General features: G+C 74.5%; 21 protein-coding genes. 10 read left to right on the plus strand and 11 right to left on the minus strand.

Translation table 11 applies throughout. From position 1 onward, the window contains the following. The first annotated feature begins 76 nt into the window (after nucleotides 1-76). The 3 genes from ACGF0D_RS22220 (at nucleotide 77) to ACGF0D_RS22230 (ending at nucleotide 3,209) form a co-directional block, all read left to right on the plus strand. Entirely contained in the window at nucleotides 77-748 is a 672-nt protein-coding gene (locus ACGF0D_RS22220) for a TetR/AcrR family transcriptional regulator (protein ID WP_392880550.1), read from the plus strand. A 623-nt stretch (nucleotides 749-1,371) separates the two neighbouring features. Then, entirely contained in the window at nucleotides 1,372-2,892 is a 1,521-nt protein-coding gene (locus tag ACGF0D_RS22225; RefSeq protein WP_392918704.1) for a threonine/serine exporter family protein, read from the plus strand. A gap of 161 nt (nucleotides 2,893-3,053) precedes the next feature. Further along, nucleotides 3,054-3,209 (plus strand): DUF6131 family protein, encoded by a 156-nt coding sequence (locus tag ACGF0D_RS22230; RefSeq protein ID WP_392880555.1) that lies wholly within the window; start codon nucleotides 3,054-3,056, stop codon nucleotides 3,207-3,209. A 65-nt stretch (nucleotides 3,210-3,274) separates the two neighbouring features. On the opposite strand, the gene ACGF0D_RS22235 is transcribed toward ACGF0D_RS22230, so the two are convergent. Next, nucleotides 3,275-3,628 carry a hypothetical protein gene (locus ACGF0D_RS22235; RefSeq protein WP_392880557.1) on the minus strand — a complete coding sequence of 118 codons (354 nt, stop codon included), beginning with the start codon at nucleotides 3,626-3,628 and terminating at the stop codon, nucleotides 3,275-3,277. Nucleotides 3,629-3,845: 217 nt separating this feature from the next. Between ACGF0D_RS22235 and ACGF0D_RS22240 the strand changes: the two genes are divergently transcribed. The 3 genes from ACGF0D_RS22240 to ACGF0D_RS22250 all read left to right on the plus strand — a co-directional run bounded on the left by ACGF0D_RS22240 (nucleotide 3,846) and on the right by ACGF0D_RS22250 (nucleotide 6,770). Next, nucleotides 3,846-4,487 (plus strand): L-threonylcarbamoyladenylate synthase, encoded by a 642-nt coding sequence (locus ACGF0D_RS22240; protein ID WP_392918707.1) that lies wholly within the window; start codon nucleotides 3,846-3,848, stop codon nucleotides 4,485-4,487. Between the two features lie 178 nt (nucleotides 4,488-4,665). Next, nucleotides 4,666-6,378 (plus strand): cytochrome c oxidase subunit I, encoded by a 1,713-nt coding sequence (ctaD, locus tag ACGF0D_RS22245; RefSeq protein ID WP_392918710.1) that lies wholly within the window; start codon nucleotides 4,666-4,668, stop codon nucleotides 6,376-6,378. Then, a complete protein-coding gene (locus ACGF0D_RS22250; RefSeq protein ID WP_392880565.1) occupies nucleotides 6,375-6,770 on the plus strand; it encodes a cytochrome c oxidase subunit 4 in 396 nt (131 codons plus the stop codon). The genes ctaD and ACGF0D_RS22250 overlap by 4 nt, the downstream gene beginning before the upstream one ends. On the opposite strand, the gene ACGF0D_RS22255 is transcribed toward ACGF0D_RS22250, so the two are convergent. Beyond that, nucleotides 6,736-8,445 carry a cytochrome bc complex cytochrome b subunit gene (locus tag ACGF0D_RS22255; protein ID WP_392918713.1) on the minus strand — a complete coding sequence of 570 codons (1,710 nt, stop codon included), beginning with the start codon at nucleotides 8,443-8,445 and terminating at the stop codon, nucleotides 6,736-6,738. The two genes, ACGF0D_RS22250 and ACGF0D_RS22255, sit on opposite strands and share 35 nt — an antisense overlap. A 441-nt stretch (nucleotides 8,446-8,886) precedes the next feature. On the opposite strand from ACGF0D_RS22255, the gene ACGF0D_RS22260 reads away from it, so the two are divergent. Continuing rightward, nucleotides 8,887-9,441, plus strand: a complete 555-nt coding sequence (locus ACGF0D_RS22260; RefSeq protein WP_392880572.1) for a GNAT family N-acetyltransferase — start codon at nucleotides 8,887-8,889, stop codon at nucleotides 9,439-9,441. Nucleotides 9,442-9,630: 189 nt separating this feature from the next. After that, the gene (locus ACGF0D_RS22265; protein ID WP_392918716.1) at nucleotides 9,631-10,824 is read left to right on the plus strand and encodes an enoyl-[acyl-carrier-protein] reductase FabV; all 1,194 of its coding nucleotides are present in this window, start codon (nucleotides 9,631-9,633) and stop codon (nucleotides 10,822-10,824) included. Here the strand turns inward: ACGF0D_RS22265 and ACGF0D_RS22270 are convergent. The 7 genes from ACGF0D_RS22270 to ACGF0D_RS22300 all read right to left on the minus strand — a co-directional run bounded on the left by ACGF0D_RS22270 (nucleotide 10,782) and on the right by ACGF0D_RS22300 (nucleotide 17,462). Further along, nucleotides 10,782-11,429, minus strand: coding sequence for a hypothetical protein (locus ACGF0D_RS22270; RefSeq protein ID WP_392918719.1), 648 nt, complete (start codon nucleotides 11,427-11,429; stop codon nucleotides 10,782-10,784). The genes ACGF0D_RS22265 and ACGF0D_RS22270 overlap by 43 nt on opposite strands. A 102-nt stretch (nucleotides 11,430-11,531) precedes the next feature. After that, on the minus strand, nucleotides 11,532-11,981 hold the full coding sequence (locus ACGF0D_RS22275; protein WP_392918721.1) for a MarR family winged helix-turn-helix transcriptional regulator: 450 nt from the start codon (nucleotides 11,979-11,981) through the stop codon (nucleotides 11,532-11,534). Beyond that, complete coding sequence (locus ACGF0D_RS22280; protein ID WP_392918886.1) at nucleotides 11,978-13,756, minus strand: MFS transporter; 1,779 nt, start codon at nucleotides 13,754-13,756, stop codon at nucleotides 11,978-11,980. The genes ACGF0D_RS22275 and ACGF0D_RS22280 overlap by 4 nt, the downstream gene beginning before the upstream one ends. A gap of 217 nt (nucleotides 13,757-13,973) precedes the next feature. Further along, complete coding sequence (locus ACGF0D_RS22285) at nucleotides 13,974-14,570, minus strand: hypothetical protein (protein WP_392918724.1); 597 nt, start codon at nucleotides 14,568-14,570, stop codon at nucleotides 13,974-13,976. A gap of 168 nt (nucleotides 14,571-14,738) precedes the next feature. Next, on the minus strand, nucleotides 14,739-15,974 hold the full coding sequence (locus ACGF0D_RS22290; RefSeq protein ID WP_392918727.1) for an NAD(P)/FAD-dependent oxidoreductase: 1,236 nt from the start codon (nucleotides 15,972-15,974) through the stop codon (nucleotides 14,739-14,741). After that, entirely contained in the window at nucleotides 15,971-16,168 is a 198-nt protein-coding gene (locus tag ACGF0D_RS22295) for a ferredoxin (RefSeq protein WP_392918730.1), read from the minus strand. The genes ACGF0D_RS22290 and ACGF0D_RS22295 overlap by 4 nt, the downstream gene beginning before the upstream one ends. A gap of 94 nt (nucleotides 16,169-16,262) precedes the next feature. Further along, nucleotides 16,263-17,462 carry a cytochrome P450 gene (locus ACGF0D_RS22300; RefSeq protein ID WP_392918733.1) on the minus strand — a complete coding sequence of 400 codons (1,200 nt, stop codon included), beginning with the start codon at nucleotides 17,460-17,462 and terminating at the stop codon, nucleotides 16,263-16,265. Nucleotides 17,463-17,649: 187 nt separating this feature from the next. Between ACGF0D_RS22300 and ACGF0D_RS22305 the strand changes: the two genes are divergently transcribed. Continuing rightward, a complete protein-coding gene (locus ACGF0D_RS22305; protein WP_392918736.1) occupies nucleotides 17,650-18,240 on the plus strand; it encodes a MarR family winged helix-turn-helix transcriptional regulator in 591 nt (196 codons plus the stop codon). A 31-nt stretch (nucleotides 18,241-18,271) separates the two neighbouring features. Next, complete coding sequence (locus tag ACGF0D_RS22310; protein WP_392918739.1) at nucleotides 18,272-19,810, plus strand: PTS transporter subunit EIIC; 1,539 nt, start codon at nucleotides 18,272-18,274, stop codon at nucleotides 19,808-19,810. Nucleotides 19,811-19,833: 23 nt separating this feature from the next. Here the strand turns inward: ACGF0D_RS22310 and ACGF0D_RS22315 are convergent, their stop codons facing one another. Both ACGF0D_RS22315 and hcp read right to left on the minus strand, forming a co-directional pair. Next, entirely contained in the window at nucleotides 19,834-20,901 is a 1,068-nt protein-coding gene (locus ACGF0D_RS22315; protein WP_392880593.1) for an FAD-binding oxidoreductase, read from the minus strand. Next, nucleotides 20,898-22,568, minus strand: coding sequence for a hydroxylamine reductase (gene hcp, locus ACGF0D_RS22320; protein WP_392918742.1), 1,671 nt, complete (start codon nucleotides 22,566-22,568; stop codon nucleotides 20,898-20,900). The genes ACGF0D_RS22315 and hcp overlap by 4 nt, the downstream gene beginning before the upstream one ends. Nucleotides 22,569-22,695 lie beyond the last annotated feature (127 nt).

Here is a 22,695-nt window from a genome sequence, read left to right on the forward strand (position 1 = left end):
GGTCAACCGGTGCAGTGATACCTTCTAACGGAAGCGTGAGTATCTAGTCGGGCGAAGCGGGGAGCGGGCGAGGGCGATGGCGACAACGGGTGCGGACACCCCGCGCGAGCGCTACCGGGCCCAGGTGCGCGAGGAGATCAAGGCGCACGCCTGGGAGCAGATCGCCACGGCCGGCGCCTCGGCACTGTCCGTCAACGCGATCGCCAAGCGGATGGGCATGAGCGGCCCCGCGCTCTACCGCTACTTCGCCGGCCGCGACGAGCTGATCACCGAACTCGTCCGGGACGCGTACCGCAGCCTCGCCGACACCCTCGGCGCGGCCGCCGCCGAGGGCGCCGACCTGGCCGGGCTCGCCCACGCCCTGCGCGGCTGGGCCCTGGCCGACCCCCAGCGGTACTTCCTGGTCTACGGCACTCCCGTGCCCGGCTACCACGCGCCCGAGGACACCACCGCCATCGCCGACGAGGTGATGCGGACGCTGGTCGACGCCTGCGCTGCGCTCACTCCGGCCGGGCCGCGGGCCCCGGACGTCCAGGAGACGGCGTTCACCACCCACCTGCTGGGCCACCGGGACTGGGCCGGCGAGCGGCCGGCCCCGCCCGAGGTGCTGCACCGCTTCCTGGCCTTCTGGACCCGCCTGCACGGCGTGCTGTCACTGGAGCTCGCCGGGCACTTCACCGGCATGGGCTTCCGCCCCGCGCTGCTCTTCGAAGCCGAACTGGACGGCCTGCTGGCACCGGGGTTCTGACGGCCGCCGCGCCGCGCCGCGCCGCGCCGCGCCGCGCCGCCCGGCCGGGCCGCTTGCCGGCGCCGGGCAGACCGGACGGCGCCGTCAGGCCTGCCCGGGGTGCGGCTGCGGAAGCGGTGCCGGATCGGGGTCCGGAATCGGCTCCGGCGGCGGGACGGGCGGGACGGGCGGGAAGGGCGGGATCGGCGGCGGCGCCGGATCGGGCTCGCGCGGCCCCGGCGTCGGGTCGGGGCCGGGTATCGGCCGGGTGTCCGGATCGGGGGGCATCGGGACGGTCATCGGGGCACCTCCTCGGGCGGCACGCGCCGCTCGGCGGCCGAGTGCGTGGGCCGGCCGGCGCTTGTTCGTCTTCGAGCGGCGTTCGGGTCGTCGCGCAGCCGCGTGTACCCGCCGAAGCCGTCGCGAATCCGGCCGCGAGGCCCTCCGGTGGCCCGCCCGGGGACCGTCGACCGGCCCGCCCCGCGGCCGCCGAGGTCGGCACGCGCGGGGCGACGGGGCGTGTACGGCCGCTCGTGCTCCGGTTCGGACGGGTGTGCCGGGTGTGGCGCGTTCGTCGCAGCGTCACTCCGGGTAGTTGAAGGGCTGCACGATGGTGACGGAGGGGGTGGGGTCAGGGAGTCGCGATGACGGAACACGAGCAGCTCGGCGCGCCCGCCGGCCCGGAAGGACACCCCACCCGGCCCGAACGGGTGCCGCCCCAGGCCCCCGCGCCCGGACGGCGCGAGCCAGGCGCCCGTCCCGGCCCCGAGGGTGACGCCACCGCGGCCCCCTGGCCCGACATGATGCTGCCGCTGCTGCGCACCCCGACGGCCGACCGGCGGCCCGCGCCGGAGGGCGCCGGCGCGGATCCGCCGGCGGGTGTCGAGCCGGCTCAGGTGCTGGACCTCGCGCTGCTGGTCGGCGAGCTGCTGCTGGCCAGCGGCGAGGCGGCGGAGGACGTCGAGGCCGCCATGCTGGCCGTCGCCCACGCCTACCGGCTCCACCCGTGCGACCCGCAGGTCACCTTCACCCGGGTGGCGATCTCGTACCAGCCCGGGCCGTCGGAGCCCTCGCTGACTGCCGAGTGCTCCGTCCGCCGCCCGTCCGTCGACTACGCGCGGCTGGCCGCCGTGTTCCGGCTGGTCACCGGGATCGCCGTGGGCGGGATGACCGTCCCCGAGGCGCACCGACACCTGCTGGCGGCCCGCCGGAACAGCCGCCGCTACTCCGGGCGGCTGTTCGTGCTCTCCTGCGGGGGGATGGCCGGGGCCGCCACCCTGCTGATCGGCGGCCGGGCCGACGCCCGGGCCTGGCTGGTGTTCGCCAGCGCCGTCGTCGCCGCGCTGACGGGCGAGCGGTGCTCGGCGCTGGTGGCACGCCACGACCTCCCGGCGTTCTACCAGTTCGTGGTGGCGGCGGTGCCCGCCGCCGTGATCGGCATCCTGCTCTCGTTCAACGGGCTGCACCTGCGCGGCTCGGTGGTGATCACCGGAGGGCTGTACGCGGTGCTGCCCGGGTGGCCCATGGTGGCCGCGGCCCAGGACGGCCTGGCGGGCTTCTACCTCACCGCCGCCGCCCGGCTGCTCGAGGCGCTGTACCTGATGGCCGGCGTGGTCATCGGGGTGATGACGGTGCTCTACGTCGGCGTCAACAACGGCGCCGACCTCGCCGCCCAGGACGTCCCGCCCGGGGCGGTGAACCCGCCGCTGCAGCTCGCCGCCGCGGTGCTGCTCACCCTGGCGTTCGCCGTCATGCTGAACACCGAGCCGGCCACGCTGCCGGCGGTCCTGCTGAACAGCGCGGCCGGCTGGACCACGTACGGGGTGCTGGTGAACGCGGGCGGCGAGCCGATCCTGGCCACCGGCCTGGCCGCCGGGCTGGTGGGCCTCTCCGGCCAGCTCATGGCGCGCTGCCGGGGCAGCTCGGCGCTGCCGCACATCACCGCCGCGCTGGGCCCGCTGCTGCCCGGCTCGGTGCTGTACTTCGGGATGCTCGCCTTCGTCCGGGGCGAGCCCGAGGCCGGGCTGAGCCTCATCGGCCGGGCCGGCGCGATGGCGATGGCCCTCGCCATCGGCGTCAACCTGGGCCGCGAGCTGGCCCGGCTCTTCCTGCCCGCACCCCGGGTGGCCGCCCCGCCCCGCCGGGGCGGCCGCCACCGGCGCTGAGGGGAGTGGCCGCCCGGTTTGCTCCAGCCGTACCGCGGTACACGCGTGGGGTGTGGAGACGGGCCGGCGAGACCGGCCCGGTTTCCCGGGGACGGCCCGGCCGGTTCGAGCCGACGAGGGCCGCCCCCGCCACCAGCCACCCGTCAACCAGGGAGACCCTCGTGATAATCCTCGGCGTCATCCTGCTCGTCATCGGCTTCGTCACCGGCATCGCGATCCTCTGGACCATCGGCATCGTGCTGGTCGCCATCGGTCTGGTCCTGTGGGTCGTCGGGGCGCTCGGACACGCCGTCGGCGGCCGCCGCCACTACTACTGACCCGGTCTGACCCCTGTTCAGCGCCGTGAGTCGTCCAGTGCCGTGAGTCTCAGGACCGCCCCCGCTCAGGGGCGGTCCTCGTGCAGTCCGCAGAGCCAGGCCAGTGCCCGGTGGACGCCGAGCACGTAGCTGTGGTCCGAGCCCTGGGCGCGGACCCGGTGGAGGTGGACGGCGGCGGCCTGGCACTCGGCCAGCAGCTGGGCGTGGCACGGGCCGGTGGCGCCGTCGGTGGCGGCGGCCGTGGCGGCGGCGGTGACCGGTGCCGCGATCTGGGCGCCGGCGGCCCACCGGTAGGCGCCGAGCACGCCGTGCTCGAAGCCGCTCCAGGGCCGGGGCCGCCGGTTGACCTTGTCGATCGCGGCGAACACCTCGTCCACCGGGCGCACTCCCACGGCCGGGACCGTCTCGTCACTGGTCATGTCGGCAACCTACGTCCGGCCGCCGGTACCCGCCCCCGGGGAGGACGGCCCGGTGCCGTGCCGCCGTCCCGCGCCACCCGAGCGGCCGAGGGGGAGGCACCCACCGCCGCCGGGCCGCGGACCCGGGAAGGGTAGGCTGACCAGGTCGTGTCCGGCCGGAGAGGTGGCCGGGCCGGAGGAACGGTGCGGGCCGGCGGCCCGCCGGTGGAGACCCCTGATGACTCGTCGTTTTGACTGCTCGAACCCGTCCGAGCGCGCGGCCGGGCTGCGCGAGGCCGTGGCCGCGGTGCGCCGCGGTGAACTCGTGGTGCTGCCTACGGACACCGTGTACGGGGTGGGCGCGGACGCCTTCGCGCCGGGGGCGGTCGACCGCCTGCTGCGGGCCAAGGGCCGGGGGCGGAACATGCCCTCGCCGGTGCTGGTCGGCTCCCCGGAGGCGCTGGACGGGCTGGTCGAGGTGACGGAGCGCGCGCGGGACCTGGTCAAGGAGTTCTGGCCGGGCGGGCTGACGGTGGTCGCCCGCCACCTGGCGTCGGTCGAGCTGGACCTCGGCGAGACCGGCGGAACGGTCGCGGTGCGGATGCCCGCGCACCCGGTCGCCATCGAACTGCTCGAAGCCACCGGGCCGTTGGCCGTCTCCAGCGCGAACCTGACCGGGCAGGACTCGCCGCAGGACTGCGACGCCGCCCAGGGCATGCTCGGCGACTCGGTGGCCGTCTACCTCGACGGGGGCCCGACCGCGGCTGCCGTGCCCTCCTCGATCGTGGACATCACCGGCGAGGTGCCGGTCCTGCTGAGGGCGGGCGCGATCGGCGCCGAGCGCCTGCGCGAGGTGGTCCCCGACCTGCGGGAGCGCTGAGCCCGACGCGCCCCCGGGGACGGCGGCGCCACCCGGTCGAAGGTACCGCGTGGCGCCCCGGCCGCCGGGGCCGCCGCCGCTAGGGTCGGCGATGGCGTGCGAGGGCGGGCCCTCCGCCGTTCCGGGGAGGGGTTGGCGCCGTGACCGGGGGCGTCACCGGCTCCGTAGCGGAGGTTCCATGAGCGCTTCGTCCACCGCGCCGCCCCGTGCGCAGGACCGCACCCGGGCGCGGGTCCGGCAGGGCAGCACGCTGCTGCGCTGGCTGTTCACCACGGACCACAAGGTCATCGGGAACCTCTACCTGGCGACGGCCTTCGGCTTCTTCCTGGTCGGGGGCGTGCTCGCGCTGCTGATGCGGGCCCAGCTGATGGGGCCGGACACCGGGCTGCTGTCGAACGAGCGGTACAACCAGCTGTTCACCATGCACGGCACGATCATGCTGCTGCTGTTCGCCACCCCGACCTTCGCCGGGTTCGCCAACGCGATCATGCCCCTGCAGATCGGCTCGCCGGACGTCGCCTTCCCCCGGCTGAACGCCTTCACCTACTGGGCCTTCCTGCTGGGCGGGCTGATGGTGCTGAGCGGCTTCCTCACCACCCAGGGCGCGCCCTCGTTCGGCTGGTTCGCGTACGCGCCGCTGAACGGTCCGCTGTTCTCGCCCGGGGCGGGCGGGGACCTGTGGGCGTTCGGGCTGGTGGTGGCCGGCCTCGGCACCATCCTGGGCTCGGTCAACTTCGTCACCACCATCACCTGCCTGCGGGCGCCGGGCATGACGCTGTTCCGGATGCCGATCTTCACCTGGAACGTGCTGTTCACCTCCGTCATGGTGCTGCTGGCCTTCCCGGTGCTGACCGCCGCGCTGCTCTGCCTGGAGGCGGACCGCAAGTTCGGCGCCCACGCCTTCGACGCGGCGAACGGCGGGGCGCTGCTGTGGCAGCACCTGTTCTGGTTCTTCGGCCACCCGGAGGTGTACATCGTCGCGGTGCCGTTCTTCGGCATCATCAGCGAGATCATCCCGGTGTTCAGCCGCAAACCGCTGTTCGGCTACTACGGGATGATCGGCGCGACGATCGCCATCACCGCGCTGTCCATGTCGGTGTGGGCGCACCACATGTTCGCCACCGGCCAGGTGCTGCTGCCGTTCTTCGCGCTGATGTCGTTCCTGATCGCGGTGCCCACCGGGGTGAAGTTCTTCAACTGGGTCGGGACGATGTGGAACGGCTCGCTGTCCTTCGAGACCCCGATGCTCTGGTCGATCGGTTTCATGGTGACCTTCCTGTTCGGCGGGCTGAGCGGGGTGCTGCTGGCCGCGCCGCCGATCGACTTCCACGTCACCGACAGCTACTTCGTGGTGGCCCACCTGCACTACGTGCTGTTCGGCACGGTCGTCTTCGCGACCTTCGGGGGCTTCTACTTCTGGTGGCCGAAGCTCACCGGGAAGCTGCTCGACGAGAGGCTCGGCAAGATCCACTTCTGGATCCTGTTCACGGGGTTCCAGACCACCTTCCTGGTGATGCACTGGCTCGGCGCCCAGGGGATGCCGCGCCGCTACGCCGGCTACCTGCCGGTCGACGACTTCACCGCCCTGAACGTGTGCGCCTCGATCGGCTCGTTCCTGCTCGGGGTCTCCAACCTGCCGTTCTTCTACAACGTCTGGCGGACCACCAGGTACGGCCAGAAGACCGCCGAGGACGACCCGTGGGGCTGGGGCCGGTCGCTGGAGTGGGCCACCTCCTGCCCGCCGCCGTCGCACAACTTCCACGCGCTGCCCCGGATCCGCTCCGAGTCGCCCGCCTTCGACCTGCACCATCCGGAGGTGCCGTCGGAGGAGGCCTCGGGCGGCTCCGGTGTGCCGCGGGGCCGCGGCGGCGAGCGGGGGAGCGGACGGTGAAGGCGGAGGGGTGGCTGTTCGCCGTCATGACGGCGTTCTTCGCGGTGACCGGACTCGTCTACGGCTTCTGGGCCCGGGAGCCGGCCGGCAAGGCGATCCTGACGGTGGCGTTCCTGATGTCCGGTCTGGTCGCGCTGTTCTGGTTCGTCCAGCACCAGCGGCTGGGCGGCGGCCGGGCGCAGGACCGCAAGGAGGCCGAGATCGCGGAGACCGCCGGGCCGGTGGGGTTCTTCCCGGCCCGCAGCGGCTACCCGGTGCTCGCGGCGGTCGGGGTGACGGTCTTCGCCCTGGGGCTGGTCTTCGCCCGGTGGCTGATCGTCGTCGGCGCCCTGGTGCTCGCGCTCGCCGTCGCCGGCTTCATCTTCCAGTACCGCGACCACGGCGCGGGCTGAGCCGGCGCAGCACCCGTCGGAGCGGGCCGCCCCGGGTGGGCTCGGGCGCCCGGACGGCCGGGGGAGCGGGGTGGGCCGGGGCGGTGAGGACGGCCGTCATCCGCTCCGACTCCCGTTCGGTGGAGGGGAGTTCGACCCGGTCGCGGTGGAACCAGGAGCTCGCCGCGGCCCGGACCCGCTCGTGCCGCGGCGCCCCCTCGGCGGCGGTGACCGGCTCCTCCGCGGCGCGCGCCAGCAGCACGTACCGCTCGGCCTCGGGCACCGGGCGGTGGTGGCCGGAGAAGCCCCCGTCCTGCGACTGGTCGATCCGGCCGGTCTCGTCGCCGTCCAGCAGCCGGGCGCGGTCCCTGGCCTGCAGGGCCAGGCAGAGGCGCCGGGTGAGCAGGAAGACCACCGGCGGCAGCACGATCAGCGCCGTCCGCAGCGCCACGGTGAGCGCGTTGACGGAGACCTCGAAGGTGTACGCGATCACGTCGTTGCCGCCGGCGACCAGCAGCACCGCGTAGACGGTGATCCCGGCGGTGCCCAGCGCGGTGCGGGTGGGCCGGTTGCGCGGACGGTCGCACAGGTGGTGCTCGCCGGTGTCGGCGTCGAGCCACCGCTCGACGAAGGGGTAGGCGTACAGCGCCGCGAACAGCAGGCCGGGCACCACCAGGGCGGGCAGGAAGACGTTCCAGGACACGGTGTGCCCGAACACCCTGGTCTCCGCGGCCGGCATCAGCCGCAGCGCCCCCTCGATGAAGCCGATGTACCAGTCCGGCTGCGCGCCCGTCCCGACCACGTCGGGGCGGTAGGAGCCGTACCGCCAGATCGGGTTGACCTCGGCGAGGAAGGCCGACAGCGCCATCACGCCGCCCACCGCGAACATCAGGCCCACCGTACGGGTGAGGAACTGGGGGAAGAACGGCATCCCCACCACGTTGCGGTTGGTGCGGCCGGGCGCGGCCCAGTGAGTGTGCTTCAGCACCACCACCAGCGTCAGGTGCGCCCCGACCAGGGCCAGCAGCAGGCCCGGGACCAGCAGGACGTGCACCGTGAACAGCCGGGGGATGATCTCGGTCCCGGGGAACTGGCCGCCGAACGCGAACAGGGTGAGGTAGCTGCCGACCATCGGCACCGAGAGCAGCACGCCCTCGGCGATCCGCAGTCCGGTGCCGGAGAGGGTGTCGTCGGGCAGCGAGTAGCCGGAGAACCCCTCCAGCAGCGCGAGGTTGAACAGCGTCACCCCGATCACCCAGTTGAGCTCGCGCGGGCGGCGGAACGCCCCGGTGAAGAACACCCGCAGCAGGTGCACGCCGATCGCCGAGGCGAACAGCAGCGCCGACCAGTGGTGGACCTGGCGGATCAGCAGTCCGCCCCGCACCTCGAAGCTGATCCGCAGGGTGGACGCGTACGCCTCGGACACCCGTACGCCGCTGAGCGGCAGGTAGGCACCCTGGTAGACCACCTCGTTCATGCTCGGCCGGAAGAAGAACGTCAGGTAGACGCCGGTCAGCAGCAGCACCACGAAGCTGTACAGCGCGAGTTCGCCGAGCAGGAAGGACCAGTGGTCCGGGAAGACCTTGCGCAGCAGCTCACGGCCCGCCTCCGTGACCGGCAGCCGCCCGTCCAGGCGGGCCGTGAGGCGCTCGCCGGCGGACGGTTCGCGCCCCTTCGAAGCCCTGGTTTCGTCCACGGCAGGAACCTAGTGGGCCGCGCGGCGCGCGGGGCGGCCGAGTGCCGCGGTTGCCGCGCCGGGCGTCGGCAGAGCACTCCAACGGCGGAACGGGCGTGGTCGGCCGCGCGGTGCGGGCGCGCGGTGCGAAGGGGTGACGCGGGTCGGCCGGCCGGGGCATCATCGCGGGATGACGACGATCAGGACCCGGCGGGGGCGCCTCGGCATACCGGCACTGGCGGCGCTCGCCGTGCTGGCGGCGGGGTGCGGGACGAGACACGTGGGTGCCGGCGCCCAGGACGCGGGCACCGGCACGCCGACGACGGCCGCGACTCTGGCCCAGGGCAAGCCGGTCGACTTCCCCTGCCCCGGCGAGACCCCTGACACCCACCAGTCGTACGGTAAACGGAAGTCGACGACGGGCTGCGGAGTCGATCCGGGCCGGAGAGGACAGCGGCCGACATGGTGCGACCGAGGGACGTCATCGACTGCGGGGCCTTCGCGCTGCGGCGCTGGCAGGGGCAACGCGACTTCACGGCGGCCTTCACGCTGATCGAGGAGTCCCTGGACCACCTGCGGCCCTGGGAGTCCTGGGTGGCCGGGCACGACGAGGAGCACACCCGGGCCCTGCTCGCCAGGTGCGACACCTGGTGGGTGAGCGGCGAGGTGTACACCTACGCCATCGCCGAGGACGGCACCCCGGTCGGCATGTGTCAGACCGTCCGCGCGGACGAGCCCGGCGTCCGGCGCGTCGGCTACTGGCTGCACCCGGCCGCCACCGGCCGGGGCCTCGCCACCCGGGCGGTGGCCGCGCTGGCCGAGGAGATGTTCACCCTGCCGGACGTGGCGTACCTGGAGGTCGTGCACGACCGGGCCAACACCGCCAGCGCCGCCGTCCCGCGCCGCCTGGGCTTCACCGAACTCCGGCAGGAGCCGGCGGCACTGCCCGTCGCCCCGGCCGGCAGCGGGACCGCCGTGGTCTGGCGGCTGGACCGCCCGGGGCGCGCGGCCCGCTGACCGGCCCCGCGAACCGCCGGGGAGACGGGACGGAGTAGCCGACGCGGACGCCCACCGCAATGACGACCTCCGACAAGCGCGGGCGGCATCTTCGTGACGGCAGGGCAGCGGTGGCGCCCGCCGGCGCGGATAGGCTCCGGACGACCGACACCATGATCACGATCTTCGGATCGGAGAGGGCGCCACCGCGTGAGCAACCAGCAGATCACCCCCAAGCAGCGGGGCTACCTGATCGTCAACTCCCACCCGGCCGGCAGCGAAGCCACCGTCGACCGCCAGTGGCGGCGCATCGAGCCCGCGGCGCCGGCCGGCCGGGCCCCGGTCGCCCTGGTCCTCGGCGCCAGCGCCGGCTACGGCCAGGCGATCCTGCTCGCCGGGCTGCGCCGCCAGGGCATCCGCGGCATCGGCGTCGCCTACGAGGCCGCCGCCACCGAGCGGCGCACCGCCACCGCCGGCTGGTACCGCACCGCCGCGACCTCCGCCCTGGTCGAAAGCGACGGGGGCGACTTCACCTTCGTCAACGCCGACGCCTACGCCGACGCCACCCGCGCCGAGGTGCTCAAGCTCCTCACCGAGCGCTACGGCCCGGTCGACTACCTCGTCTACTCGCTCGCCTCGCCCCGCCGCACCGACCCGGCCACCGGCGAGGTCCACCACTCGGTGCTCAAGGCGATCGGCGCCCCGTACACCTCACCGTCCCTGCTCTTCGAGGACGGCGCCCCGCAGATCGGCACCGTCGACCTCGCCCCGGCCGACGAGGCCGAGCGGGCGGCGACCGTCAAGGTGATGGGCGGCGAGGACTGGCAGCTGTGGGTGCGGGCCCTGGCCGAGGCGGACCTGCTCGGCCCCGACTTCACCACCGTGGCGCTGTCCTACGTCGGCTCCGAGCTCACCGCGCCGGTCTACCGGCAGGGCACGATCGGCGCCGCCAAGGAGCACCTGGAGGCCACCGCCGGGCAGCTGCGGACCGGGCTGCTCGCCGACCGGGGCCGGGCGTTCACCGTCGTCGCCGGCGCGGCCGTCACCCAGGCGTCCACCGCCATCCCCTCCATCGCCCTCTACACCTCGCTGCTGCGCAACGTCCTCGGCGAGGACGGCTGGCGCACCACCGACGACCAGGCCGTGGACCTGTGGGAGCAGCTGACCGGCGCGAAGGAGCTCACCCTGGACGACCAGGGCCGCATCCGCCTGGACGGCTGGGAGCTCGACGCCGCCGTGCAGGACCGGGTGCGGGAGCTGTGGGCCGACCCGGCGGCCGCGCTGGCCGCCGACCCGACCGGATCGGCCTGGTTCTACAACCAGTTCCGGCAGCTCTACGGCTGGGACGTCCCCGGCGTCGACTACACCGCCGCGGTCGAGACCTCGGTGCCCTGGCCCGCGTAAGGCGAAGGTTCGTTCACGGCAGCCCTGATGTGGTCCGGGAGCTGCTCGTAGGCGACGGGTTCCCCGCACAGCCGCCGGACGGAGGCCAGCCCCAGGCTGGCCCGTCCGGTGGCCTCCACCAGCGCGCGGGAAGCGACGTAGAAGTCCCACTGGCCGATGTCCAGCGGGTCGTAGTCGGCATGGGTGCGCGCGGTGTGGAGGGCGAAGACGTAGACGTCGGCGTTGTAGGACTGCTCCGGGGCGTCTCCGTCGCCGGGCGTCCAGGTGCGTCCGCGCAGCCGGGAGAAGCGGATCTCCGACAGCCGGCGCTGGCCCCAGGCCTGGAGGTAGGCGCTCGTCTTCACCTCGATCCTGAGCCCGTTCGGCGCCAGGACGTCGAAGCTCTCCCACTCCGCGTTGCGCCGGACCGCGCCCACCGCCCGGTGGACCAGGAACTCGGCCAGCAGGCCCCGGGTGGTGTTCGTCCGGAGGTCGGGCATCGCGTAGCGCCAGAACTCCAGCACCGTCCCGGCGTCCGTACCCAGGAAGGTCTCGCCGCCCTGGAACGGCGTCAGTTCGGCCGGGGTGTGCCAGTCTTCGGGGACGGCGGTGGGGTCGTGAGTCATGCCCGTCAGCCTGCCACCAGCCGGGCCGGGGGCGGTACCGCGCTCGGAAGCGGCGTACGCCCGCGGGTGCTCCAGAGCCCGAGGGCGCTTCCCCGGGCCGGGTCAGGGGGTGGCGGGTTCGTCGAGGAGCAGTTCCAGGAGGGGGAGGGCTGCCTCCAGGGTGCGGCACTGTTCGGGGGTGAGCCGGGTGCTGCGGCGGGCCAGCAGGGCGGTGCGCTCGCGGCGGATCCGGGCGAGGGTCTCCAGCCCGAGCGGGGTGGGGGCGAGCAGCTGGGAGCGTCCGTCCTGCGGGTCGGGGGTCTTGGCGACCAGGCCGTCGGTGACCAGCGGGGCGACGGTGCGGACCATGGACGGGACGGCTACGCCCTCGCGGGCGGCGAGTTCGCCGAGCCGTAGCGGCCCGTGCTGCTCCACCCGGGCCAGGGCGGAGAGCTGGGCGGCGGTGAGGTCCTGGTCTCCGGAGGCGCGGACCAGTTGGCGGTTGAGCCGGCCTATCGCCAGCCGCAGCCGGACCACGGCTTCGGCGGAGAGGCCCTCGCCGTCCGCGCTCACGGCCCGTGCTCCTCGGACGGCGGGGTCGGTGGGGTGGTGGGGGCCGGTCGGTTCGTCGCGGCCGTCGCCCCGGCGGCGGCCGGTGCCGAGGCGGGCGGCGGGTCGGCGGCTTCCCCGGTGGCGGGCCGGGGCCGCCCGCGGACCAGCGAGGCGGCCGCGGCGACCAGCGACATCGCGATCGCCAGCCAGAACACCACCACCAGCCCGTCGTGGAAGGGGCCGGAGATCAGCTGGGGGAAGAACTGCCGGCCGGTCAGCGTCCGGACGTTGTCCGGCGGCAACTGGCCGAGCACGTGCGGGCCGAGGAGCTGCTGGATCGGGTTGTAGCCGAGGAAGGCCGCGAACAGGGTGCCCACCGGCGGCAGCGAGGCGATGGTGCGGGCGTCGGCGGCGGGTACGCCCTGGGCGGTCAGTCCGGCGGTGAGGGTGTGCGGCAGCGAACCGGCCAGGCCGGCCACCATCAGGGAGAAGAAGACGCCGATCGACAGCACCATGCCGGCGTTCTGGAAGGTGGCCCGCATGCCGGAGGCGGCGCCGCGGGCCGCGGCCGGCACGCTCGACATGATCAGCGAGGTGTTGGGGGCGGCGAACAGGCCGCCGCCCAGGCCGTTGAGGAACACCAGCAGGGCGAACCAGGGGTAGCCGAAGTCGGTGGGCAGCAGGAGCAGCCCGGCGAAGGAGAGCGCCATCACCACCAGCCCGCCGGCGGCGAAGAGCCGGGCCCCGGCGCGGTCCGACAGGTAGCCCGAGATCGGCCCGGCGGCCAGGAAGCCGACGGTCAGCGGGACGAGGTAGATGCCGGCCCACAGCGGGGTGTCGGCGTAGTCGTAGCCGTGCAGTGGCAGCCAGATGCCCTGGAGCCAGATGATCAGCATGAACTGCAGCCCGCCGCGGGCGATCGAGCCCAGCAGGGTGGCGGCGTTGCCACCCGCGAAGACCGGGTCGCGGAAGAGCGAGAGCGGGAACATCGGCTCGGCGGTCCGGGACTCGATCAGGCAGAAGCCGGCCAGCAGTGCCACCCCGCCGAACAGCCCGGCCAGCACCCAGGGGCTGGTCCAGCCCATGGTGTGGCCGCCGTACGGCTGGATGCCGTAGGTGATCGCGGCGAGCAGGGCGGTCAGTCCGACGGCGAAGGTGATGTTGCCCCACCAGTCGATCCGGGCCGGCTTGCGCACCCCGGTGTCGCGTAGCGACCGGTAGGCCCAGACCGTGCCGAGCAGGCCGATCGGCACATTGACCCAGAAGATCGACCGCCAGTTCCACTCGGCCAGGAGCCCGCCGAGGACCAGTCCGATGAAGGAACCGGCGATGCCGGCGACGATGTTGACGCCGAGCGCGGTGCCGCGCCGGTCGGCCGGGAAGGCGTCGGTGATGATCGCGGCGGAGTTGGCCATCAGCATCGAGCCGCCGACCGCCTGCACCACCCGCCAGCCGATCAGCCACAGCGCCCCCGCCGCGCCGTGCAGCGGGTCGAGGGAGAGCGCCACCGAGGTCAGGGTGAAGACCAGGAAGCCGGCGTTGTAGATCCGCACCCGGCCGTGGATGTCGCCCAGTCTGCCGAGGGTGACCACCAGGACGGCGGTGACCAGCATGTAGCCCATCAGCATCCACAGCAGGTAGCTGACGTTGCCCGGCTGGAGCGGGTCCAGGCCGATGCCGTTGAAGATCGCGGGCAGCGAGATCAGCACGATCGAGGCGTTGATGGTGGCGATGAGGGTGCCGAGCGTGGTGTTGGACAGGGCCACCCACTTGTACCGGGGGTGGTCCGGTGCCACCCCGGTACGGGCCGGGCGAAGCCGCCCCGTCCTGCCGCTGTCGGAGAGTCGTGTCGCCACCGCTGCCTCCTGCCGGCCGCCCGGGCCTGGGCCGGGCCCGGCCGCTCGGCGGGCCGCCCGGTCGGAGTGGGGATTTCGATAGCTTCCGCCAACTAACGATAGTCCGAAGGCCGTTCGACCGGTAGGCCGCCGACGGTGGGCGAGCGGGTGCGGCCCGTCATCCCGCCGCGGCCCCGGACGGCTGCCGACGGGTGCGGGCCCGGTCCAGCAGCAGGACGACGACCGCGGCCAGCAGCGCCGCGCCCAGCGCGTAGACCGGCAGCCAGAGCGTGGTGGTGGCGGCCAGGCAGTCGGCGACGGCGTGACCGGCCTGCTGCTCCTGGGCGGCGGCGAGCGCGGCACCGTCGCGGGCGGCCAGGTCGCCGAGGGCGGCCTGGGCCTGCAGCCGCGCGTAGTCGCCGAGGTGGGGGCAGTCACCTCGGGTGCCCGGCATCGGGAAGAGCCACGGCCAGCGCTGCATCGCGGGGGCCAGCGTGAGGGCCACGGTCAGGCCGATGACCAGCGTGTAGGCGGCCAGGTTCCGGGCGTAGCCGGCCCCGGCGTCCGTGGCGCGGCTCGGTGGGTGGGTGGAGGAGAGCACCACGGCGAGGAGGGTCAGCCCGATGTAGCTGGAGAACCACTGCCAGGAGCCGGAGGAGAGCGAGAAGGCGAGCACGGCGGCCAGGGCGGTGCCCAGGACCCCGGCCCGGGGGCTCACTCCGGGGATCGGAGCGGGCTCCCGGGCGGTTCGGCGGCTGCGGTCGCGGTCGTCCATGCGTTCTCCCCTGGCCGGCGGCGGGCCACCAGTCTCCGGGCCCGGGCGGCCAGGGTCCTCGCACCATGCCGGGCCGCCCGCCGCCTCGCCCGGTTGGCGGGCGCACCGCCCCCGGCCCGGGCCCTCGGGCCGGTTCGGGCAGCCGGGCCCTCAGGCAGGCTCGGGTCCTCAGGCCGGTTCCGGCGCCCCGACCGGTTCGGGCGTCCGGACCGGCTCGGGCGGCCACGGGCCGTGCGCCGCCACTTGGGCGCGCAGCCCGCGCAGCGCCCGGGCGGAGGCGATCCCCACCGCGCCGCTGACCAGGCCGTCCCGGACGCAGACGGCGGCGAAGCGGTGTTCCGCCAGGCTGCCGTCGACCACCTCGAAGTGCTCGGCGCCGCCGGGCCGGCCGAACACCTGGACCCGCAGCCCGTACTGGTCGGTCCACAGGTACGGGACCGGCCGGTAGGCCTGGCGGGCGCCGTCCGGGCCGGCCAGCAGGTTCCGGGCCGCGTGCATGGCCTGCTCGGAGGCGTTGGTGCGCTGTTCGACGCGCCGGTGCCGGCCGGTGCGCGGGTCGGGCCAGGAGGCGGCGTCCCCGGCCGCCCAGACGCCGGGGCCGGCGGCGCAGTAGGCGTCGCAGACCACGCCGTCGTCCAGCGGGACGCCGCTGCCGGCCAGCCACTCGGTGGCCGGTTCGGACCCGACGGCCATCAGCACGGCGTCGGCCGCCAGTTCGGAGCCGTCGGCCAGCCGGACGCCCGCGGCCCGGCCGCGCCGTTCGAGCAGCGCGGTGGCCGCGCCCCGGTGGAGCCGCACCCCGTGCTCGCGGTGCAGGCCGGCCAGCAGTGCGGCCGTCTCGGTGCCCAGGACGGCGGCCAGCGGCGTGGCGGTGGAGGTCAGCCAGGTGACCTCGGCGCCGAGACCGACCGCGGTGGCCGCCGCCTCGGCGCCGAGCAGCCCGCCGCCGACCACCAACAGCCGTACGCCCGGGCGCAGTTCCTCGCGCAGGGCGAGGGCGTCGGCGAGGGTGCGCAGCACGTGCGCCCCGGGCCGCGGCGCGTCGGCGCCGGGCAGCCGGCGCGGGCGGACCCCGGTGGCCAGGATGACGGCGTCGCAGCGCACCGCCCGGCCGTCGGAGAGCAGCACGGTCCGTTCCCGGCGGTCCAGCCGCTCGGCCCTGACCCCGAGGCGCAGGTCGAGCCTGAGCTCGTCCAGCGCCTCGGGGCCGCGCAGGGCCAGGCGCTCGGGCTGCCACTCGCCGCCGAGCACGTGCTTGGACAACGGCGGCCGGTCGTAGGGGGGTTCGGGCTCGGCCCCGATCAGGGTGAGGCGGCCGTCGTAGCCGGACCGGCGCAGCGCCTCGGCGGCGTGCAGCCCGGCCGCGCCCGCGCCGACCACGGCCACCTCCCGCAGTGCGGTCACACCTGCTCCAGCTGGATCGCCGAGGCCGGGCAGACCGCGGCGGCGTCCCGGACGGCCTGGTGGAGCCCGGCGGGCGGCCGGGTGTCGAGCAGGACGACGATGCCGTCCTCGTCGCGCTGGTCGAAGACGTCGGGGGCGGCGAGCACGCAGCTCCCGGCGCCGCAGCACTTTTCCTGGTCGATCCGGACGAGCATGGTCTTCCCTTCGGAACGGGTGCCCCGGTTGCGGTGGATTCCGCGGCGGGGCAGGTGGGTCGGTGCGGTCGTGGCGGCTCCCCGGGGAGCCTGGTCACCAGGAGACGGGCAGTTCGTGGAGGCCGTAGACGAGCATCTCGCCGCGGAAGGGGACCTCCTCGAACGGTACGGCCAGGCGCAGTTCGGGCAGCCGCCGCAGGACGCTGGTCAGCGCGATCTGCAGCTCCAGCCGGGCCAGCGGCTGTCCCAGGCACTGGTGGACGCCGAAGCCGAAGGCCAGGTGGCGGCGCGCGTCGCGGGTGAGGTCGAGCTCGTCCGCGCCCGGGAACTCCCGCTCGTCCCGGTTGGCGGTGTTGACCATGCAGATCACGCCCTCGCCCGCTGTGATCCGCACGCCGGCCACGTCGACGTCCTCGGTGGCGACCCGGGTCAGGCCGGAGTGCACGATGCTCAGGTAGCGCAGCAGCTCCTCGACCGCGCCGGGCACGGACTCGGGGTGCTTGCGCAGGTGGTCGAGCTGGTCGGGGTTGCGCAGCAGGGCGAGCACGGAGAGCGAGGTCATGTTCGCCGTGGTCTCGTGTCCGGCGACCAGCAGCAGCCGGCCCATGCCGGCGATCTCCTCGGTGCTCAGCTCGCCGCGCTCCACCAGACGGCTGAGGATGCTGTCGTCGGGCCGGGCGCGCTTGGCCTCGGTGAGCTCGACCAGGTAGGCGGCCAGCTCGGCCTGGGCGGTGGAGACCTCCTCGGCGGTGGAGGCGCGGCGCAGCAGGACGCGGCTGCAGCCCTGGAAGAAGTCGTGGTCCTGGTAGGGGACGCCGAGCAGCAGGCAGATGACCAGCGAGGGCAGCGGCAGCGCGAACTCGCGGACCAGGTCGGCGCTGGTGCGTCCGTCGGTCATCCGGTCCAGCAGCTCGTCGGCGATCCGCTGGATCTCGGGGCGCAGCGCCTCGACCTTCCTGACCATGAACTCGCCGGTCAGCATCCGGCGGAAGTGTGCGTGCTCGGGGTCGTCCATCCGGATGATGGTGGGCCGGCCGGTGTTCAGCTGCCGGGCGCCTTCGCTGACGAAGGGGAAGCCGGGGCGGGTGGAGTCGGCGCTGAACCGGGGGTCGGAGAGGACGGCCTTGATGTCCTCGTGGCGCGTGACCAGCCAGCTGGTGGAGCCGTCCCACAGGGTGACGCGGCTGACCGGCTCCTCCCGCCGGGCCTCGTCGTAGGCGGGCGGCGGGGCGAACGGGCAGGCGCCGCGGGCGGCGGGGTGGGTGAACCGCGGGGTCTTCTCGGCGGTGGCCATCGGTGAATCCCCTTCCGGGAGCTGAGTCGGGTCCATATTTACGTGCCCAAAGCAACTAACTGAACGTCACGCTAACTCGCGTTCCGTGGTGGCGAAAGGGGTGTGCGGACGTCGGCCGAAACTGTCCGAAATCCGGCCGTGGCTCCCCGTTGCTGCCACGGCCGTCCCGGATCGCTAAGGTTCCCCCATGTCGGACGAAGAAGACGCCGAGGACGGTCGGACCGCCGCCACCGAATCAGGGGGCCTGGACGGACTGGAGGACGTCCTGGACACCCTGGCCTACCTGCTGACGCGCTCACAGGAGCACGAGCGCCGGATGGCGAGAGCCGGTGTCACGGCCGCGCGCTCGGACGTCTACCTGCTGCGCGCGCTCGTCGAGACCGACGGGCCCAGCCGGGTGAGCGACCTCGCCGCCCGGCTGATGGTCAAGTCCTCCCACGTCACCAGGCAGATCGACCGCCTCCAGGGTCAGCGGCTGGTGGAACGCACCCAGGACACCCAGGACCGACGGGCCCGCCGGGTGGCGATCACGGCCGACGGACGGGAACTGATCGACCGTCTGAAACAGGCCAACCTCGCCTCCCTGGGTAACGTGCTGGACGGGGTCCCCGAGCCGGACGTCGCCGCCACCGTCAGCGTGCTGCGCCACCTGATCGACCGGTACGTGCACCGGGTGCGCATCGGCCTCACCGAGGACGACCCGCTCCCGGACCGGGCGGACGCCGGCGCCCCCCGGCCGGCGGCCCGACTCGGCACCGCCGCGTACGACGGCGGTTGAGCCGGGGGAGCACCCGGGTACGTCACCCGGCATGTCGGACGAGAAGAACCGCGCCGTGGCCGAGGCGATCCTCCCGCTGGTCGGTGGCGCCGCCAACATCCGCTCGGTCGCCCACTGCATGACCCGGTTACGGCTGGGCCTGGCGGACCGCTCCCTGGTCGACACCGAGGCGCTCCGGGCGCTGCCGGCGGTCCTGGGAACGGTCGAGGACGACACCTACCAGATCGTGCTCGGGCCCGCCGCCGTCGCCGGGGTCACCGCCCAGCTGAACCGCCTCCTGGAGTCCCCCGGCGCACCGGCCGGGGCGGGCGGAACGGCCGGAGCGGCCCGGGCGGGCGAACGGGAGCGACCGGGGCCCGCCCCCACCGCCGAGGAACTCGCCGCCCGCGGCGAGCGCATCCGGACACGGGCCCGGGTGCGCAACGCGACCCCGGTGAAGCTGGCGCTGCGCCGGATCGCGAACATCTTCGTCCCGCTGATCCCCGCCCTGATCGGCTGCGGGATCGTCGCCGGCCTCTCCGGGGCCCTCGCCAACCTCGGCTGGGCGCCGGCGCTGGTCACCGCCCTGGGGCCGGTCTCCGCCGGATTCATGTCCCTGATCGCCGTCTTCGTCGGCTACAACACGGCGAAGGAGTTCGGCGGCACGCCCGTGCTCGGCGGAGCCGTGGCCGCCGTGATCGTCTACGCCGGGGTCGCCAAGGTGGAGGCCTTCGGCCACCACCTCACCCCCGGGCAGGGCGGCGTGGTCGGCGCGCTCGGCGCCGCGCTGCTCGCGGTGTACCTGGAGCGCTGGACCCGCCGACTGGTCCCCGCCGCCCTGGACGTCCTGGTCACCCCCACCGTCACCGTCCTGCTCGGCGGGCTGGCCGCGCTGTTCGGCCTGATGTTCGTCGCCGGGGAGATCTCCACCGCCATCGGCCACGGCGCCACCTGGCTGCTCGCCCACGGCGGGCTGCTCGCCGGGCTCGTGCTCGGCGGCCTCTTCCTGCCGCTGGTCATGCTCGGCCTGCACCAGGCGCTGATCCCGATCCACACCACCCTGATCCAGCAGCAGGGCTCCACCGTCCTGCTGCCGATCCTCGCCATGGCCGGGGCCGGGCAGGTCGGCTGCGCCGTGGCCGTCTACCTGAGGCTGCGCCACAACGCCTCGCTGCGGGCCACCATCAGGTCCGCGCTCCCGGCGGGCCTGCTCGGCGTCGGCGAGCCCCTGGTCTACGGCGTCACCCTGCCGCTGGGGCGCCCCTTCGTCACCGCCTGCGTCGGCGGCGCGGCCGGCGGCGCCTTCGTCGGGGTGGCCGGCCAGCTCGGCGGCGCCGTCGGCTCCACCGCCATCGGCCCCTCCGGCTGGGCCCTCTTCCCGCTGCTGGCCGGTCCGCACGGACTGCTCGCGGCCGCCGCCGTCTACGGTGGCGGGCTGCTGACCGGCTACCTGGTGGGCTTCCTGGCCACCTACTTCTTCGGCTTCACCCGCGAGACCCTCGCCGAGTACGACTCCGCCGGCGGCGCGGACGGGAGCCCGGAAGCGGACCGGGCCGCCGCCGAGCGGGTCGGCGACGGCCCGGTCAGGTGAGGCCGGGGGAGCGGTGCGGGCGGTCAGGTCGCCAGGAAGCGTTCCCGGTGCACCTGCTCGGGCGGCACCCCGGCCGAGGCGGCGGCGTGCAGCACCGCGTCCACCATGGCCGGCGGCCCGCAGACGTACAGGTCCGGTGCGGCGCCGCCGAGTTCGGGCAGAGCGGCGGCCAGCAGGTCGGCCGGGGTGCCGGTCGGCCCGGACCAGCCGGGGCCCGGCCTCCACACGCAGACCTCGTACCGGAAGCCGGGCAACTCGGCCGCCACGGCGGCGAGTTCGTCCAACCCGTAGACGTCCTGCGGCTCGTTGACGCCGAGGAACAGCCGGGCCGGCTGCGGATCCTGCCACTCGGCCATCCGGCGGACCATCGCCAGCAGCGGCGCCAGGCCGGTGCCGCCGGCCACGAACCAGCGCGGACGCAGGCCGGTCTCGTGCAGACCGAAGGCGCCCTGCGGGCCGTGCACGGTGAGCCGGTCGCCCGGGCGGGCCCGGTCGGCGAGGTAGGACGAGAAGTGCCCGCCCTCCCGCAGCCGGACGTAGAACTCCAGCCGGCCCTCCCAGTTGCCGGTGTTGGCGAGCGAGTACGCGCGCCTGACCTCGTCGCCGGGGGCCTGGAGCTCCACGAACTGGCCCGGGTCGAACTGGCAGTCCGGGTCGTCGAGGTGCAGCTCCAGCCGGACGGTGTCCGGGGTCACCCGGTCCAGCGCCGAGACGACGGCCTCGCGGACCGGGATGCCGCCGTACAGGATGCGGGACTGCTCGTACGGCAGGACGGCCGTCAGCGGCCCGCACGGGAAGGTGCGGCAGAGCAGCACCTCGCCGCGCTCGCGCGCGCCCGGCGGGAGGGCCTGCTCGCTGTGCGGGCCGAGTTCGTACGGCCCGCCGGTGACCGAGGCGTGGCAGGAGCCGCAGGTGCCCTGGCGGCAGGAGGCCGGCAGAGCGGCGCCGGCCTCCGCCGCGGCCTCCAGGACGCTGCGGCCGGGGGCGCAGTCGAACTCCAACCGGCCGCCGTCGCTGGTGGTGAGGGCGACCGGGTGCGATCCGGCCGCGGCCGGCGGGGCGTCCGTGCCGACGAGGCTCTCCGTGCTCACGACGCCGTCCGTTCGAGGGCCGCGGCCAGGTCGGCGGCCGGGTCGCCGATCACCCTCAGGTCGAACCGCTTCACCAGCTCGTCGACCAGGGCGGGGGTGAGGAAGCCGGGCAGCGAGGGGCCGAGGTGGATGTTGCGGATGCCCAGCGCGAGCAGGGTGAGCAGCACCGCGACGGCCTTCTGCTCGGTCCAGGACAGCGCCAGGGTGAGCGGCAGGTCGTTGACCTCGCACTCGAAGGCGTCGGCCAGCGCGGTGGCGATCCGGATGGCGGAGTAGGTGTCGTTGCACTGGCCGAGGTCCAGCAGCCGGGGGAGGCCCGCGATCTCGCCGAAGTCGTGCCGGTTGAAGCGGTACTTGGCGCACCCGAGGGTGAGCACCACGCTGTCCCGGGGCGCGCCGAGGGCGAAGTCGGTGTAGTAGTCGCGCCCGGGAGTGGGCCCGTCGCAGCCGCCGATCAGGAAGAAGTGCCGGATGTCGCCCTGCCGTACGGCGTGGACGACCTGGTCGGCGACGGCGAGCACGGCGTCCCGGCCGAAGCCGACGGTGACGGCCTCCTCCTCGGCCGCGGTCTCCGGGTACCCGGGCAGGGCGTGGGCGGCCTGGATCAGCGGGCGGAAGTCGTGGTCGGCGAGGTGCCGCACGCCGGGCCAGCCGACCGGTCCGGCGGTGAAGATCCGGCGGCGGTAGCTGACGTGCGGCTCGATGATGCAGTTGGAGGTCATCAGGATCGGGCCGGGGAAGGCGGCGAACTCCTGCTGCTGGTCCTGCCAGGCGCCGCCGTAGTTGCCGACCAGGTGCGGGTGGGCCTTGAGCAGCGGGTAGGCGTGGGCGGGGAGCATCTCGCCGTGGGTGTAGACGTTGATGCCCTGGTCCCTGGTCTGCACCAGCAGGGCCTCCAGGTCCCGCAGGTCGTGGCCGCTGACCAGGATCGCCTTGCCGGCGACCGGGGTGGTGCGGACGGCGGTGGGCTGCTGGGGGCCGTACGTGCCGGTGTTGGCGGCGTCGAGCAGTTCGATCGCCGCGAGGTTCAGCCGGCCGAGGCCGACGGCGCGCTCCAGCAGTTCGGCGGGGTCGGTGGGGTCGCCGGCGAGGTAGGCGAGGGCCTCCTCGACGCCGCCGAGCACCTCGGGGCTGCGGCGGCCGAGCACGTCGGCGTGGTGGGCGTAGGCGCAGATGCCCTTGAGCGCGTAGAGGTGGAGCGAGCGGAGCCCGACCACCTCCGGCCCCACCAGCGGGAGCCCGATGTCCACCCGGACGCCCGGCGCCTGGCCGACCAGCGTGGCGGGGTCCGCCCCCGGGGTCCAGGCGGCCGGCCCGGTGAGCGTCTGCGGCTCCTGCCCGGCGGCCCGCGCGGCCCGCTCGTACCGCTCCCGGGCCCGGTCGCGGACGCCGACGGCCAGCTGGATCAGGGCGGCGAAGCGGGTCGGGTTGAAGTTGACGTTGGTGAGCGTGGTGAAGACCGCGTAGAGGACGAAGGCCGCCGCCTCGTCGTCCGGGTCGCCGAGGGCGCGCGCCTTCGCGGCGTACTGGGAGATGCCCTTGACCGCGTGGATCAGCAGGTCCTGGAGGTCCGAAGTGGGGGAATCCTTACCGCAGTTGCTGATCGGACCGGCGCAGCCGGGGGTGGCGCCGGTGCGGTCGGTCTGTTCGCACTGGAAGCAGAACATGCAGGTCCTCCGGGACTCGTGGTGTCGTTCGGGCGAGGCGGCGGGACGGGGCCTCGACGCGTCCAGGATGGGGCCGTCGCCGATGGCGCATCAGGGCCGGAGGGCCCTGATCCGGGGCCGGGAGACC

This window comes from Kitasatospora sp. NPDC048298, assembly GCF_043201465.1.
Taxonomy (GTDB): Bacteria; Actinomycetota; Actinomycetes; order Streptomycetales; family Streptomycetaceae; genus Kitasatospora.